Raw genomic sequence first — 13,491 nt, 5'->3', positions numbered from 1 at the left:
GACGAATACAGACAAGCATTCGCGGATTCTGTACGGGTTAAATTTAACACTTTTGGGTCTGTATCGGTTTTGATTGAGTCGGCTAGCATAAGCACGTCAATTGTCGGTAGGGCTTGCGGGTCCGATTCGCCGACGATTCGACGTTTCGCCAACCTATGAGAAACCATCATGAATCTACCGAATCAACCGCGCGGTGCCGACGGGCGTGCCGCGTGCTTCGGGATGCTCGGCATCCTGGGTTTCAGTTTAACCTTGCCGGCCACCAGGCTGGCTGTCGCGGACCTGGACCCGGTCTTCGTCGGCCTGGGCCGGGCCGTGGTCGCCGCCGGGCTGGCGGCTGTCGTGCTTTGGTGGGCGAAAGCGCCCCGGCCCTCCCTACGCCAATGCGGACGATTGGCCCTGGTCGCGGCGGGCGTGGTTGTCGGTTTTCCGCTGCTCTCGACATTGGCCTTGCATACCGCCGCCGCCGCGCATGCCGCGGTCATCGTCGGTCTGGCACCGTTGGCGACCGCGCTCTGCGCGGCTTGGCTGGCCGGCGAGCGTCCCGGCATCCCGTATTGGACGGCCACGCTGATTGGCGGTGCGACGATCGTCGGTTTTTGCTGGTGGATAGGCGGGGGTGGGCTTAGCCGGGCCGATTGGCTGCTGCTCGGGGCGGTGGCCTCGGTTGGTTTCGGCTACGCCGAGGGGGCGCGGATGTCGCGCGAGCTGGGCGCTTGGCAGACCATCAGTTGGGCTTTGCTGTTGGCGGCGCCGTGTTTGTTACCGGCGGTCTGGCTGGCCGCGCCGGCGCATTGGGCGGCGGTCGGCTGGACAAGTTTGGGCGGTTTCGCTTACGTCAGTCTCGTCAGCATGTATCTAGCCTTTTTCGCGTGGTATAAAGGTTTGGCGATGGGCGGCATTGCCCGGATCGGTCAACTGCAATTGTTGCAGCCGTTCCTGACGCTGGCCGGCGCGGCGCTGATCCTGGGCGAAGCGGTGGGCCGCTCGCAAATGATCGCCGCTTCCATCGTGTTGGTTTGCGTGATCTTGGGCCGGCGCGAGCCGCGCCGCTTGCGCGTTCCGGCCCTTTCACACTCTGACGCGAGGTCGCCATGAATAAATATTCGCCGTTGTTAAAACGCTTGGCTTTGTTTTTGACTTGGCTGCCGTTCGCGTCGCCGAGTTGGGCCGATCCGCCCACTCTCGGCGGTCCGGCGCCACTGTTTCGCTTGCCTACCCACGACGGCGGCGCATTCGATTTGGCGGAGCGGCGCGGTAAGGGCTGGACCGTATTGTATTTCTACCCCAAGGCCGGCACGCCTGGCTGCACCACCCAGGCCTGTGCGTTCCGAGATGCCATCGACGTCATTCGCCGCCAAAATGCCGAGGTATTTGGGATCAGTACCGATAGCGTTGCCGCTTTGCAGGTGTTTCACCGCGAGCATCGCTTGAATTTCACGCTGCTTGCCGACGTCGATGCGCTGACCACCGACGCCTACGGCGTAAAAATGCCGGTGCTGACGATGGCCAAGCGCCGCACATTCATACTTGATCCGGAACTGATCGTCCGGCGCATCGACGACGATGTCGATCCGGCCTTGGACGCGCAACGGGTGGCCGATGTATTGCAAAAATTGCAAGCCGGGCCTTAAACGGCCAAATCTCACGGAGTTATCACGGAGCGGTGAGTCTTTCGTGAATGGCGTCGCGGCCTGGATTGGCCGATAATCGGCGTTTTTTAAACATCCTGCCGTCGATGCTTAAAACCAAACACCTGCTGCTGGTCGAAGACGATCCCGACATTGCCGGCCTGCTGGCCGACAATCTGCGCGACGAAGGTTATCGGGTGGATGCCGTCGGCGACGGCGATGCCGCGCTGGCGGCGATCGCCGGCAATCGCTACGACTTGCTGTTGCTGGACGTGATGCTGCCCGGCGTCGACGGCTTGGAAATTTGCCGGCGGGTGCGAGCCGGGCCGGTGTATACGCCGATCATCATCGTCAGTTCCAAATCCAGCGACATCCAACGCGTGGTCGGTCTGGAAATGGGTGCCGACGATTACATCGCCAAGCCCTTCGCGCTGGCCGAAGTCGTCGCCAGAGTCCGCGCGCTGTTGCGGCGGGTGGCGGCGTTGAGCCAACCGGCCGCCGAACCGGCCGATGCCGTTCTGATCGCCGGCGGTTTGCGGATCGATGCGCAAAGCCGCGCGGTGGCGTTGGACGGTCAACCGGTAGCCCTGACCGCGCGCGAATTCGACTTGCTGCACTTCTTCGCCCGCCATCCCGGCCGCATGTTCACCCGGCTGGAATTGCTGAACCAGGTTTGGGGTTACAACCACGACGGCTACGAACACACTGTCAACTCACACATCAACCGCTTGCGGGCCAAAATCGAAGCTGATCCGGCCAAACCGGCGCGCATCCTGACGGTGTGGGGCGTCGGCTACAAGTTCGCCGGAGCGGACGACCCCGGCGCATGACGCTGAGCTTCCAAAGCCGCATCGCGCTATTGTTCGCCGCGCTGTTCGTCGCGGTGCAGGCGCTGACGGTGGTCTGTATTTATCTCGCGGTACGCGACAATCTGCTGCGTCAGCTCGACCAGGACTTGCGCTACGCCGAGCAAGCCTTCCGGCAACTGCTGGTTGAACGCGCCGAACGAGTCGCCGGCGAAACCGGCTTGCTGGTCGCCGATTTTGGCTTTCGCAGTACCGTGACCGGCGGCGACCCGGCCACCATCGCCTCGGCGCTGGAAAATCTGCTGTTGCGGGTCCGCGCCCAGCGCGGCATGTTTATCGACCCGCAATTCAACGTCGTCGCCGATAGCGCCGGACTATGGCAAGGCCGAACGTTTCCGTATGCGCAAACCTTGGCGGAGGCGGACGCCGACCGCCCGCTGGTCTGGTTCGGCCTGCTGAACGATCGCCTGCAGGAATGGGCGCTGGTGCCGGTCCTGGCGCCGTTGCCGATGGGCTGGGTGGCGGTGGCGCAGGCCGTCGACGAACAGCGCATCGCCCGGTTTCGGCAAAACTCGCTGTTGCCGCTGCATATCGGTCTGGCCGAACTCAGTGCCAACGGCAACCGCCTGCTGGCCGGTTCGGCCCCGGAGGCGGCCCTGGCTTTGCTGAACAACCCGGCCGACCGGGCGCTGACCGCCACGGTCGATACCGGTCAAGGCCGTTATCTCGGCCGGGTACTGACTTTGCCGGCGGCCGGCCGCGCGGAAGGCATCGTCGCGTTGTTGCAAATCAAATTCACCGACGCCTTCGCCGGCTACCGCCATATGTTATTGCTGGCGGCCGGGGTGTTGTTGCTCGGCCTGTTGGCGACTCTGACCGGCAGCGTGATCATCGCCCGTAATCTGTCGCGGCCGCTGCGCGCGCTAGCTGGCGCCGGCGAACGGGCGGTCAACGGCGATTTTGCCGCCTCTTCGCTCACCGGCCGTAGCGACGAATTAGGCCGACTGGCCGATACCTTCGTCCGCGCCGCGCAACTGGCCGGCCAACTGGGCGAACTGCGTCAGAAAGACCAGGAACGCCGCGAGCTGGTGGCCTCGGTATCGCACGATTTGCGCACGCCGCTGGCCGCGTTGCGCGGCTTTCTGGAGACCATGCAGCGCAAGGCCGATACCCTGCCGTCCGACGAGCAGCAACATTTTCTGGATACCGCGTTGCGTCAGACCGAAAAAGTCAGCCGCTTGGCGCAAGAGTTGTTCGAGCTGGCCAAACTGGAATGCGACGACGCCAGCCTGAATCCCGAGTCCTTCAACTTGGCCGAATTGCTGCAGGACGTCGCCCAAAAATACCGCTTGCAAGCCGAGCAGCGCGGCGTGAGCTTGCAAGCCGAACTGCGCCCGGATTTGCCTATCGTTGCCGCCGACATCGGCCTGATCGAGCGCCTGCTGACCAATCTGATCGACAACGCGTTGCGCCACACGCCGAAAGGCGGCCGAGTCCGGCTGGACGCGTGGCCGGCGCGCGGCCGGGTGGCGGTGGCGGTCGGCGATACCGGCATCGGTATCTCTCCGGAATATCTGCCGACCTTATGCGATTGGGACTCGCCGCTGGCGCGCCGCGCCCGCGCCGACGGCGGCGGTTTCGGGCTGATCGTGGTCGGCAAGATCGCCCAGCTGCACGGCGGCCGCTTGCAAGTGGAAAGTACCCTCGGCGTCGGTAGCGAATTTCGTTTCGACTTGCCGCTGGCGGATTCGGCGCGCGCGGCCGGCGGCAGCCGGTAACCGAACCATGCGCAGCAGACCGCCAACGTCGTTCCCGTTGAGGCCGGAGTCCGCGATTTCGGTCTGCCGCGGATTTTCTCTAGCGCTGCTGACTGTTTTCGGCTGGCTGTCACCAGCCAGCGCAGCCGCCGACGGCCAATTTCCGGAAGTGACTTGGCACGGCCTGCTGGACCTGCGCTACCAACACAGCGACGCCGCGCCGGGCGAGCTGGAACACGGCCTGGGCAAACTGCGCGCCGGCGGCGAGCGCGACCGCTGGCGGGTCAACGAAGCCGCCGCCACCTTGCAGGTACGCTTGGACTGGGATTGGATGCTCAACGCCACCGTCAAATACGCCGACCGTCAATCGACACCGCTGGACTTGACCGAAGCCTATCTGGCCTACCGGCCGGTCGGTGCAGCCGGCTGGCGTTTGGCCGGCCGGCTGGGCATGTTCTTTCCGCCGATTTCGTTGGAAAACACCGGCACCGCCTGGAGCAGCCCGTACACCTTGAGCTCGTCGACGATCAACGCCTGGGTCGGCGAGGAATTGCGCGCGTTCGGCGGCGAGCTGCGGGTGGATTACCAAACCGAAGCCGGCGATAAATTCGGCGTGTTCGGCGCCGGTTTGGCCAACAACGACACCGCCGGCCTGATGTTGGCCTGGCGCGGCTGGAATTTGCACGACTTCGAATCGACCTTGACCGGCCGTCTGCGTCTGCCGGAAGGCATCGCCATACCGGCGCTGTTTCCGAAGCAGGCCAATGCCAGCCAGACCTTCGTCGAAGTGGACGGCCGCCCCGGCTTTTACGCCGGCATCGCCGCCGAACGGCCCCAGCGTTACACCTTGCGCGCGCTGTATTACGACAACAACGCCGATCCGGCCGCGCTGTCCGCCGGCCAATACGGCTGGCACACCCGCTTCTGGAGTTTGGGCGCCAAAGCCGAATTGCCGTGGGAAACCACTTTGATTTCGCAAGCAATGACCGGGCGAACCAGCATGGGCGAATTGCTCGGCGACTTGCGTGCGGTCGACGTCGGCTTTTGGTCGGCAAGCTGGCTGTTGAGCCGGCCGCTGGGCGACGGCCGTTTCAGCGTGCGCTACGAACGTTTCGGCAGCGACGAACGCGATTACCTGCCGCAAGACCGCAACGGCGAACACGGTCAAGCCTGGACCGTCAATTACAACCTGACCTTTGCCCAGCACCATCAATTGAATGTCGAATTCAGCCGCATTTTCAGCGCCCGCCCGGCGCGGCAGGAACGCGGCGAAGCCGCTTATCAGGAGGACACACTGTGGCAAGTCGCTTACCGGCTGTTTTTTTAACGGCTTGGGCCGTGGTCGCGCCGGCCGCGGAATTGGCGGGGAAAGCCTTGGCCGGCGGCAGGCCGTTGGCCGATCTGGTGGTCGCGGCCCAAGCCTTGGACGCCGCCGGCCGGGTCAACGATCCGCCCGCGCCGGCCGCGATGGCGCTGGATCAGAAAAGCCGCGAATTCGTCCCGCACGTGTTGGCGGTGCGCAGCGGCACGCCGGTGTATTTTCCGAACAGCGACGCGATCAAGCACCACGTCTATTCGTTTTCCGCGGCCAAGCGTTTCGAGATCAAGCTCTATAGCGGCGTGCCGCGCGAACCGGTATTGTTCGACCGCCCCGGCATCGTCGCGCTGGGTTGCAATATTCACGACTGGATGTTGGGTTACGTCTACGTCAGCGATGCCGATTACCTGGCGGTTACCGACGCCGAGGGCCGCTGGACGCTGGATTTGCCGGACGGCCGCTACCGCTTGAGCTTCTGGCACCCTGACGCGTTGGAACAAGCGGCTGAGCAAATCGTCAGCGTACCGGCCGCCGAATTGACGGTAACCGTGGAATTAAAAGCCCGTTTCCAAACCGGCAAGCCGCCGGCCAGTTTGCAAAATCAAGGTTACGGCGACGGGTTTTGATGCGGTGCGAAACCGGAGTACAAATCCAGATTTGTACTCCAAACCGGACGTGGGCAGCGGCGAAATGGCAAAGGGGGAATGCGCCATTTCGTCACCGAGTCGGAAAAACTGCAGCCAGTCGCTAGACATCAGCGATAGAACGACTCGGCTAGAGCCGGGCGCCGATCGGAGTACAAATCTAGATTTGTACTCCACCGAGTTAAGCCGACCGCCTCAAGCCGGCAAAGCCGACGCAGGCGCCCTCCGCCGCAACCAGCCGAACAACGGCAACACGCTACCGAACAACCAGGCCGCCCCAGGTACCGGCACTTGCGACACCGCGCTGATTTGCAGCAGCGGCGTATTGGCGCCGGGCAAGTCGGTAAAATTGTAACCGGCCGCGGTCGCCAGGCCGGCGTAGACCGCGAAGTCGTGGTTGGCCTGAATCGTGCCGTTTTGTGCCGGACTTTCCAGTGCATTGGAACCGGCCAGGAAGGCCGCGCCGGTGGTGCCGTCCAGTTCGGTGCCGGCGTCCCAAATGCTGCTACTGTTCTCGACGAAGGTGCCGCCGGTGAAATGGCCTTGGGCGTCGAACAATTCGATTTCGGTCGGCGAGTCGTTGCCGACGAAACGGTCGTTGGACGGCACCACCATCGCGAAATAACTCAGGTAGCGGTTTTTAACCGGGTCTAGGTCCAGGGTGACGCTGCCTTTGGCGCCGGGCAGGAAAATGCCGGGGCCGAAGGCGTTGACCGACGCGGTCACCGTCGCGCTGGTGCCGCCGGCCGCCGCCGCTCCGCTGGCCGCGAACGCCGACGACAAGCCGGCGCCGCTGCCTAATTCGGCAATCGCTTCGATGGCCGACGACGCCGTGGTGCCGACATCGAACGCGTCGAACGAACCGTCGTGCAAGGCGATGAAAAACGGACTCAAGGCCGGCCCGTTGGCGGCGGACAGATTGCTGAAACTCAGCGTGACTTGAGCCGCCTCGGCCGAACTCAAAGGAGCGGCGCCGGCCGCCAACAACAGCGCCGACAGCGCGAAAGCATGGTTTTTTTGCATCGTGATTCTCCTTAATGTGAATGCCAAATGGCGCGGCCATTGTGCAATCGGAAACATCACGAAATCTTCACGGGGTGGTCAAATGGGTGTGAGATGTGGGGCTGTCAATCAGCCAGTCGTAGGGTGGGCAAATTTGCCCACCGTTTCAATTCGCGTGAACACAAACACCGTGCCCACCGGGGCAGTCACTGCATGACCTCCCACGGATTGAGGATGGTCACGCCCGTAGCCTGGAAGTCGGCCACGTTGCGGGTGACCAGCGCCATACCATGCACCAGCGCCGTCGCCGCGATCAGCGCATCCCGCTCGCCGCGTTTGTCGGGCACATGAAGCTTGACGCAACGCAGTGTAACCGCTGTATCGACCGGCAGCGTCCGCTCGGAGAACTCCGGCAAGACCTGCTGTTCCAGCCATGCCCGCAACACCGCACCTTGGCTGGCGTCCTTGCGCTCGATCGACAAAACGCCCTGCTCCAATTCCATCAGGGTGATAACCGACAAAAACAAGTCGGCGGCATCGACGCTGTCGGCCCATGCCGCCACATTCGCATTCGCCTTACCAATTCGGATTTTTCGCAGCTCGGAAACTACGTTGGTGTCGAGAACATACATCATCCGAAATCTGCCGGCCTAGCCTCTATCGTCAAAGGTTGCGGCTCGAACTCGATGTCCGCCGCATCCGGCATGGCTAGCGAATCGGCAATGTTGCGGCGCTGCTTTGTCAGCCGCTGGTATTCCTCGATGCTCAACAAGACGTGTGCGGGCTTGCCCCGATCCGTGATGAATACCGGGCCATTCTTGGCCGCCTTCTTCGCGCGGGTAACATCCTGATTCAGCTCTCGGCTGGAGATGGTTGTAATAGCCATGGCGACGCCCTCTATTTACAATGTATGAACATTACTACAAGCGAGCAAAGGGCACCAGCTTTTTGCCGCCGCGCGCTGGACAATTGGGTCGGCTTAGCGGGGTGTGGCGATTCAAATTGAATTGGAAAATGGTATGCAGGGCATACGTCGCTTGAAAGCATGCAACGATTGCACCACAATCCAATCGTGCAGCACTTTAGACCAGATGCGGTGAACAGCATGCACCTCATCGTTCGGGATGATTCGGTTCGTTCCTTACCACAACGAGAGCCCTTCGAATCCTCGATTTCATCGAGGCTTGCTTAGTTCAGCCATAGCATCTAGATCTGCCTGAGTGCTATACAAGCCTTTACGTGTCCCATCAATAATTGAATTTAGTGATTCCCTTAATTCTTTATATTTATCATCAGTTTCAAAATCAGGTGATGTTAAGTGCGTAAAAAGGTTGTAAGGCTTGTCTTTTGAAGGTGACTCATTTAGATAAAAACCTCGAAATCAGGATTATGAACAACAGTTTTAACCCGACCTCTTGTTGCGTCTGCTAACGCTCTGATATTGATATTAATTGCCCACATTGCATTAGCTACCCCATCCTTTCTTAGTTTTGTATCTAGATCATGAACAGCGATAGCATTCGCATTGAACTGGTCAAATATTTTTATAAATGTAGGGATATTAGCCTTTCCTCTACAATTTATTACACAATAATTTCCCTCAAGGCCACTGTTTTCGATGATGTACTGATAGGCTAAGTATTCTGTATCGCCTTCAACCAATATGGCGTTAGGATAAAAAAAGAATTCATTAACTGTTGGACAGCAACGGTTTAGCATCTTTAAGTTATCTTTTTCATCTGAGCTGAACTGAGCTTTATCGGTCTGGAAGTAGTAAACTCCTTGCTGACTATTCGATACTTTAATAAGCGTCGTGTGGTCTTGCGTGAGATCAATGAACACTGGAGAGTGAGTAGTACATATTACTTGCCATCCATCTAAGTCCGCTAATGCATAAATTGCTTTTCTGGCAGACCTGATTATAGAAGGATGCAAGTTTATTTCAGGCTCATCAATCAATAACACTTTTGGAGTTTCATCTTCGATTACTTTGGTACCTTTTTTGTACATCCCCTCGCTACATAAGGCATTTACTGCCGACCATAAAAAAGCTCTTTTTAATCCAGTTCCTTGATGCTCTAAAGATGCCGGGTGATTACTTGTTTTTACGAAGAACTTACTGCCGTCCTTAATCGCATCTTCTGCTTTAAACTTTCCAACGCCTGTTTCAAAACTTACAGTCGCACCTTGAAATAATTTATTTAACTCTGCCTCAATTTTGCTACTTAGTTGCCCAATGCTTCCAGATAGTTCTTTATCTACTTCCTTAGCAAGTTTTTCAATTTCTGCGACAATGCCTGCGACCTTGCTTTTGTCATCCTTTAATTTCTTGGCTGCATTTTTTGATGCCAAGTCCTTTACTACTTTTTCCAAAGCATCATAGCCATCATTCGGATTTAATCGAATTGGAATTGGCAACCTACTTTGCAGTAACGTGTTCCAGCCACCTGCTCCGCCCTTCTTCCAATCATTTGTTTTGTTGCTAAAACTATATTTGACTCCATTTTCGTCTGGTATTTCCCAGCGAATTTGAAATTTTGCACAATCTCCAAACTCACGGTCATTTTGTAAAAGCCACTCTTGCCCTAAAGTGTCGATATCATCCTGAGTAACATCATTAAAGATACCTGTAATAATCACAGGTGTATTTGCATTTCTGCCGTAAAAGTGATCCAAACTTAAAGCGCTTCCCATTGAAACATAAGCTTCGTAAGCATCCAAAATAGTTGACTTGCAACAGTTATTTGGGCCAACCAAAACAACGATATTGTCGATGAGTATTTTTATTTCGTCCTTTATGCCTTTAAAGTTTGAGATCAATAGCGCTGACAATTTCATAGGAACATCCTTCTAGATTGGGTTTAATAAGTTATTATCTAAATCCGCATATCTTATATGCTAGACCAACCGTATGCGTCAATCTTCATACGCATCTGAACAGGGTCAAGTCTTGCAATCAAGCAACGCCTCAATTTGGCACAATAAGCTCTTTATAATTCAGCCACTAACGTTGGTTATGCTGGTATGCATAGTGGGTCCAGCCGTCATGCTTTTACCGTAGCTGACTACATGAAAGTCCGCACCGACTTTACCTCGTGTTTTTTGGCTTTCTTTAGGCATGCGATTCTCACATCTTTAAAATTGCCAGACTTGTCAAACAATATCAATTCGTTACGAAAGCACCGCTAAAAAATTATCTTGAACCAGCCGGACGATTATCTTGAAAACCGCCGTTGAACAACTTCACACCGAACTTTCGCCGCGGATGCCGTAACGAGCATTGTTACAGACAGTGCCGTTTCTAAAACCGCGTTTAACCGCCTCACAACCACCTAACCTCCCGTTTCAACCGCTCCGCTATCAAATCCACGAAGCTTATGACCTTGGCCGAGGCGTAGCGGCCTTCGCGGTGCAAGACGTGAATCGGGACCGGCAGCGGTTCGTGCCGGTTTAACTCGATAAATTGCGCACCCCACATAGGTTGTGCCGAGCCGGTGGCGAGGCGCAACGGTCGCAAACGATGTGCCTAACGGCGGCATTCTATTGCGCAAAAAATAACCCGAAAAAGCAGATAGGCCATCACTGCGGCCAAAACACCTGAACCCATTGTTCGTAAAGGGCGAAATGATTGTCCGCGGACAGTAGAATCAAATTTTCCTGGTAAGCACTTGCCAACAGCAAACGATCAAACGGATCGCGATGCTGCTCGAATAGCGGAATTTTGTGATAGCCGAACAAATGCGCGTTTTGGATGGGCAAGAAACGAAAACCGGCGCGTAACGATTGAAGATAAATCGCGTCCAACTCAGCGGTAAAGTCAGGCAGTTTGCCGATTTTTTGTTTAATCGCAATCTCGAACAAACTGATTTGGCTGAAAACAACATCGTTGTCTGGCTCCTGCATTTCCGCCAGCACACTGCGCGGCAAATTAGGGTGGTCATCCAGAAACCACAGCAAACAGTGGGTATCGGCCAGATAAGCTTTGGGTTTCATTACATGTAATCGTGTAAATCATCCAGCGGCGCGTTGAAATCGTCGGGAATGGTGACCTGGCCTTTCAAACCGCCGGGAATCCGCTGCGCCGGGCGAGTTTCATCGACCGGAGATTCCGTTAAAAAAGTAATAATGACATCGGCTTTAGACTGCACGGGGGCTTCTTCCTGTAAAACAATTCGTCCGTGGTCGTAATAACCTTTTATCGCCGTTAACATGTTCGCCTCCGTTTAGGTTTGCAATTCAATCAGGAACTTGGGTAGCTCCGATTCGCGATGGCTTAATCGGAGACATGTTGACCTCGAAATATGCGATTACGCAAGCTTGTATGCCTTGGGGCTAAATCGCAGCTGGATTTTTGAATGACAGCTTATGTGCCTTTTCTTGTCCTTTCAAGTTACGAGAGCATCATTAAAAAATCATCTTGAATCAGCCGGAAGATTATCTTGAAAACCGCCATTGAACAACTTCACGCCGAACCTTTACCGGGTGCTGTGACGAGCGCTGTTACAGACAGCGCCGTTTCCAAAACCGCGTTTAACCGCCTCACAACCACCTCGCCTCCCGCTTCAACCGCTCGGCAATCAAATCCACGAAACTTCTGACCTTGGCCGAGGCGTAGCGGCCTTCGCGGTGCAGGACGTGGATCGGGACCGGCGGCGGTTCGTGGCGGTTTAGCACGGTTTGTAACTGGCCGCTGGCCAGGTAGAGGGCGACTTGGTAGGACAGCAGGCGAGTCAGGCCCAGGCCCAGCACGGCGGCTTCGATGGCGGCGTCTATCGTGGTCGTGACCAGTCGGGGTTGGACCCGCACGCTGAGCGCGTCCGCGCCGCTGCCGAAGCGCCAGTCCGGGCCGGCACTGAGGCCGCCGGCGGCGATTAGGGCATGGCCGGCCAGTTCGCTCGGGTGGTTGGGGGCTGCGTGGCGCTTTAAATATTCCGGCGCCGCGCACACCACCGGCCGCACCTGGCCGACCCGCAACGCCCGCAAACTGGAGTCCGGCAATTCGCCGATGCGGATGCCGACATCCATGCCTTCTTCCAACAGATTGACCACCCGGTCGACGAACATCGCCGTCACGCTCATCGCCGGGTAGCGTTGCAGATAATCGACGATGCCGGGCATTACATACAACTTGCCGAACTGCGCCGGCGCGGTCACGGCTAGGTGGCCGGCGGGTTCGGCGTTGATACCGGCGGCGGCTTCGTCGGCTTCGTCGACGTCGGCCAGTATCCGCTTGGCGTCTTCCAGATAACGTTGGCCGGCATCGGTGACCCGCACCAGCCGGGTGGTGCGCTGCAGCAGCTTGACCTGCAAACGTTCTTCCAAGGCGGTAATCGCTCGCGTTACCGCCGGCGGCGACATTGCCAAACGCCGGGCGGCGCCGGCAAAGCTTTGCGCCTCGGCGACCGCGACGAATACCGTCATCGCTTGCAGTTTGTCCATCTTCTACCTCCTTGAATCGGTCCGAACCGGGGTCGGTAAGCGGCGCTTGAACGCCTATTTTATTCCGATAAACGGAATAGTGAATTGTAATTTGTCCGTATTCTGTTTATTCGAAGTAGCCAATACACTGTCCCCACGGTTGGCAAAGGCCGGCCGCAACCCGATTCCATCATTCCCTACATTACAGAGGTTTTTATGAAAATTTACGAATTCCGCGCTTTCCCCAACCCGCTCCGCGCCCGGATGGCCGCCGCCGAAAAAGGCTTGACCGACCGTATCGAGTTTATTCAGGTCGACGTGCCGAACGGCGAACATAAACGTCCCGAGTTTTTGCAGCTGAATCCGGTCGGCAAGGTGCCGGTGTTGGTGCTGGACGACGGCACGGCGATCGCCGAGTGCACCGCGATTACCGAGTATCTGGACCATAGCGCCGGCACGCCGGTTTTGACCGGCGAAACCGCCCAACAGCGCGCGCAAATCCATATGCTGCAACGCCGCGCCGAAGCCTTGGTGTTGGACGCCGCCAGCGATTATTTCCATCACGCCACGGCCGGTTTGGGCAAGCTGGAGCCGATCCAAATTAAGGAATGGGGCGAATACCAGCGCCAGGTGGCGATCAGGGGCATGCATTATTTCGACAGCGTGCTGCGCGGCCGGCGTTATGTGATGGGCGAACAGTTGACGATGCCGGACATCACGTTGTTTGCCGGTCTGGCCTTGATCGAGCTGCTGCAGATTGGCATTCCGGAAACTTGCACGAACTTGCGCGGCTGGCGGGATCGGGTCGGGCAACGGCCGAGCGCGTCGGCTTGATCGGGTTTGATCATGCCGTTTGAGTGGGCCGGAGTCTATTGCTTGGCCGCTTGAGGTTTTAAGTTCCCTTCGGCTCCGCTC

General features: G+C 57.6%; 14 protein-coding genes. 7 read left to right on the top strand and 7 right to left on the bottom strand.

All coding sequences use genetic code 11. The features are described 5' to 3' along the window. Nucleotides 1-168 precede the first annotated feature (168 nt). The 6 genes from A1355_RS10430 (at nucleotide 169) to A1355_RS10405 (ending at nucleotide 6,138) form a co-directional block, all read left to right on the top strand. On the top strand, nucleotides 169-1,098 hold the full coding sequence (locus A1355_RS10430; protein WP_064027728.1) for a DMT family transporter: 930 nt from the start codon (nucleotides 169-171) through the stop codon (nucleotides 1,096-1,098). Continuing rightward, a complete protein-coding gene (locus tag A1355_RS10425; RefSeq protein WP_082885480.1) occupies nucleotides 1,095-1,634 on the top strand; it encodes a peroxiredoxin in 540 nt (179 codons plus the stop codon). The genes A1355_RS10430 and A1355_RS10425 overlap by 4 nt, the downstream gene beginning before the upstream one ends. 104 nt (nucleotides 1,635-1,738) lie before the next feature. After that, nucleotides 1,739-2,461: a response regulator transcription factor gene (locus A1355_RS10420; RefSeq protein ID WP_064027761.1), complete on the top strand. Its 723-nt coding sequence runs from the start codon at nucleotides 1,739-1,741 to the stop codon at nucleotides 2,459-2,461. Then, nucleotides 2,458-4,215, top strand: a complete 1,758-nt coding sequence (locus A1355_RS10415; protein WP_064027726.1) for an ATP-binding protein — start codon at nucleotides 2,458-2,460, stop codon at nucleotides 4,213-4,215. Before A1355_RS10420 ends, A1355_RS10415 begins: the two co-directional genes overlap by 4 nt. A 7-nt stretch (nucleotides 4,216-4,222) precedes the next feature. Further along, entirely contained in the window at nucleotides 4,223-5,521 is a 1,299-nt protein-coding gene (locus A1355_RS10410) for a hypothetical protein (protein ID WP_064027723.1), read from the top strand. Then, entirely contained in the window at nucleotides 5,491-6,138 is a 648-nt protein-coding gene (locus A1355_RS10405; RefSeq protein WP_157197840.1) for a methylamine utilization protein, read from the top strand. The genes A1355_RS10410 and A1355_RS10405 overlap by 31 nt, the downstream gene beginning before the upstream one ends. A gap of 213 nt (nucleotides 6,139-6,351) precedes the next feature. Here A1355_RS10405 and A1355_RS10400 read toward each other — a convergent pair whose 3' ends face one another. The 7 genes from A1355_RS10400 to A1355_RS10365 all read right to left on the bottom strand — a co-directional run bounded on the left by A1355_RS10400 (nucleotide 6,352) and on the right by A1355_RS10365 (nucleotide 12,597). Further along, complete coding sequence (locus A1355_RS10400) at nucleotides 6,352-7,179, bottom strand: spondin domain-containing protein (RefSeq protein WP_064027719.1); 828 nt, start codon at nucleotides 7,177-7,179, stop codon at nucleotides 6,352-6,354. 185 nt (nucleotides 7,180-7,364) lie between these two features. Continuing rightward, the gene (locus A1355_RS10395; RefSeq protein WP_064027717.1) at nucleotides 7,365-7,790 is read right to left on the bottom strand and encodes a type II toxin-antitoxin system VapC family toxin; all 426 of its coding nucleotides are present in this window, start codon (nucleotides 7,788-7,790) and stop codon (nucleotides 7,365-7,367) included. Then, nucleotides 7,790-8,044 carry a type II toxin-antitoxin system Phd/YefM family antitoxin gene (locus A1355_RS10390; protein WP_064027715.1) on the bottom strand — a complete coding sequence of 85 codons (255 nt, stop codon included), beginning with the start codon at nucleotides 8,042-8,044 and terminating at the stop codon, nucleotides 7,790-7,792. Before A1355_RS10390 ends, A1355_RS10395 begins: the two co-directional genes overlap by 1 nt. A 476-nt stretch (nucleotides 8,045-8,520) precedes the next feature. Beyond that, entirely contained in the window at nucleotides 8,521-9,996 is a 1,476-nt protein-coding gene (locus A1355_RS10385) for an ATP-dependent nuclease (protein ID WP_197471780.1), read from the bottom strand. A gap of 741 nt (nucleotides 9,997-10,737) precedes the next feature. Beyond that, nucleotides 10,738-11,151, bottom strand: a complete 414-nt coding sequence (locus tag A1355_RS10375; RefSeq protein ID WP_064027711.1) for a type II toxin-antitoxin system VapC family toxin — start codon at nucleotides 11,149-11,151, stop codon at nucleotides 10,738-10,740. After that, complete coding sequence (locus A1355_RS10370) at nucleotides 11,151-11,369, bottom strand: DUF2281 domain-containing protein (protein ID WP_064027709.1); 219 nt, start codon at nucleotides 11,367-11,369, stop codon at nucleotides 11,151-11,153. The genes A1355_RS10375 and A1355_RS10370 overlap by 1 nt, the downstream gene beginning before the upstream one ends. 328 nt (nucleotides 11,370-11,697) lie before the next feature. Next, nucleotides 11,698-12,597, bottom strand: a complete 900-nt coding sequence (locus A1355_RS10365; RefSeq protein WP_064027707.1) for a LysR family transcriptional regulator — start codon at nucleotides 12,595-12,597, stop codon at nucleotides 11,698-11,700. Nucleotides 12,598-12,792: 195 nt separating this feature from the next. On the opposite strand from A1355_RS10365, the gene A1355_RS10360 reads away from it, so the two are divergent. After that, nucleotides 12,793-13,410 carry a glutathione S-transferase family protein gene (locus A1355_RS10360; protein ID WP_064027705.1) on the top strand — a complete coding sequence of 206 codons (618 nt, stop codon included), beginning with the start codon at nucleotides 12,793-12,795 and terminating at the stop codon, nucleotides 13,408-13,410. The last annotated feature ends 81 nt before the right edge of the window (nucleotides 13,411-13,491 follow it).

Origin of the sequence: Methylomonas koyamae, assembly GCF_001644025.1 — a bacterium.
GTDB lineage: Bacteria > Pseudomonadota > Gammaproteobacteria > Methylococcales > Methylomonadaceae > Methylomonas > Methylomonas koyamae_A.
This window is presented reverse-complemented; position numbering and strand designations above follow the sequence as displayed.

Coding starts and splice junctions, on each gene's coding strand:
- A1355_RS10365 (WP_064027707.1), bottom strand. CDS start 12,597: ATGGACAAACTGCAAGCGATGACGGTATTCGTCGCGGTCGCCGAGGCG.
- A1355_RS10370 (WP_064027709.1), bottom strand. CDS start 11,369: ATGTTAACGGCGATAAAAGGTTATTACGACCACGGACGAATTGTTTTA.
- A1355_RS10385 (WP_197471780.1), bottom strand. CDS start 9,996: ATGAAATTGTCAGCGCTATTGATCTCAAACTTTAAAGGCATAAAGGAC.
- A1355_RS10420 (WP_064027761.1), top strand. CDS start 1,739: ATGCTTAAAACCAAACACCTGCTGCTGGTCGAAGACGATCCCGACATT.
- A1355_RS10375 (WP_064027711.1), bottom strand. CDS start 11,151: ATGAAACCCAAAGCTTATCTGGCCGATACCCACTGTTTGCTGTGGTTT.
- A1355_RS10410 (WP_064027723.1), top strand. CDS start 4,223: ATGCGCAGCAGACCGCCAACGTCGTTCCCGTTGAGGCCGGAGTCCGCG.
- A1355_RS10395 (WP_064027717.1), bottom strand. CDS start 7,790: ATGTATGTTCTCGACACCAACGTAGTTTCCGAGCTGCGAAAAATCCGA.
- A1355_RS10415 (WP_064027726.1), top strand. CDS start 2,458: ATGACGCTGAGCTTCCAAAGCCGCATCGCGCTATTGTTCGCCGCGCTG.
- A1355_RS10430 (WP_064027728.1), top strand. CDS start 169: ATGAATCTACCGAATCAACCGCGCGGTGCCGACGGGCGTGCCGCGTGC.
- A1355_RS10400 (WP_064027719.1), bottom strand. CDS start 7,179: ATGCAAAAAAACCATGCTTTCGCGCTGTCGGCGCTGTTGTTGGCGGCC.
- A1355_RS10390 (WP_064027715.1), bottom strand. CDS start 8,044: ATGGCTATTACAACCATCTCCAGCCGAGAGCTGAATCAGGATGTTACC.
- A1355_RS10425 (WP_082885480.1), top strand. CDS start 1,095: ATGAATAAATATTCGCCGTTGTTAAAACGCTTGGCTTTGTTTTTGACT.
- A1355_RS10360 (WP_064027705.1), top strand. CDS start 12,793: ATGAAAATTTACGAATTCCGCGCTTTCCCCAACCCGCTCCGCGCCCGG.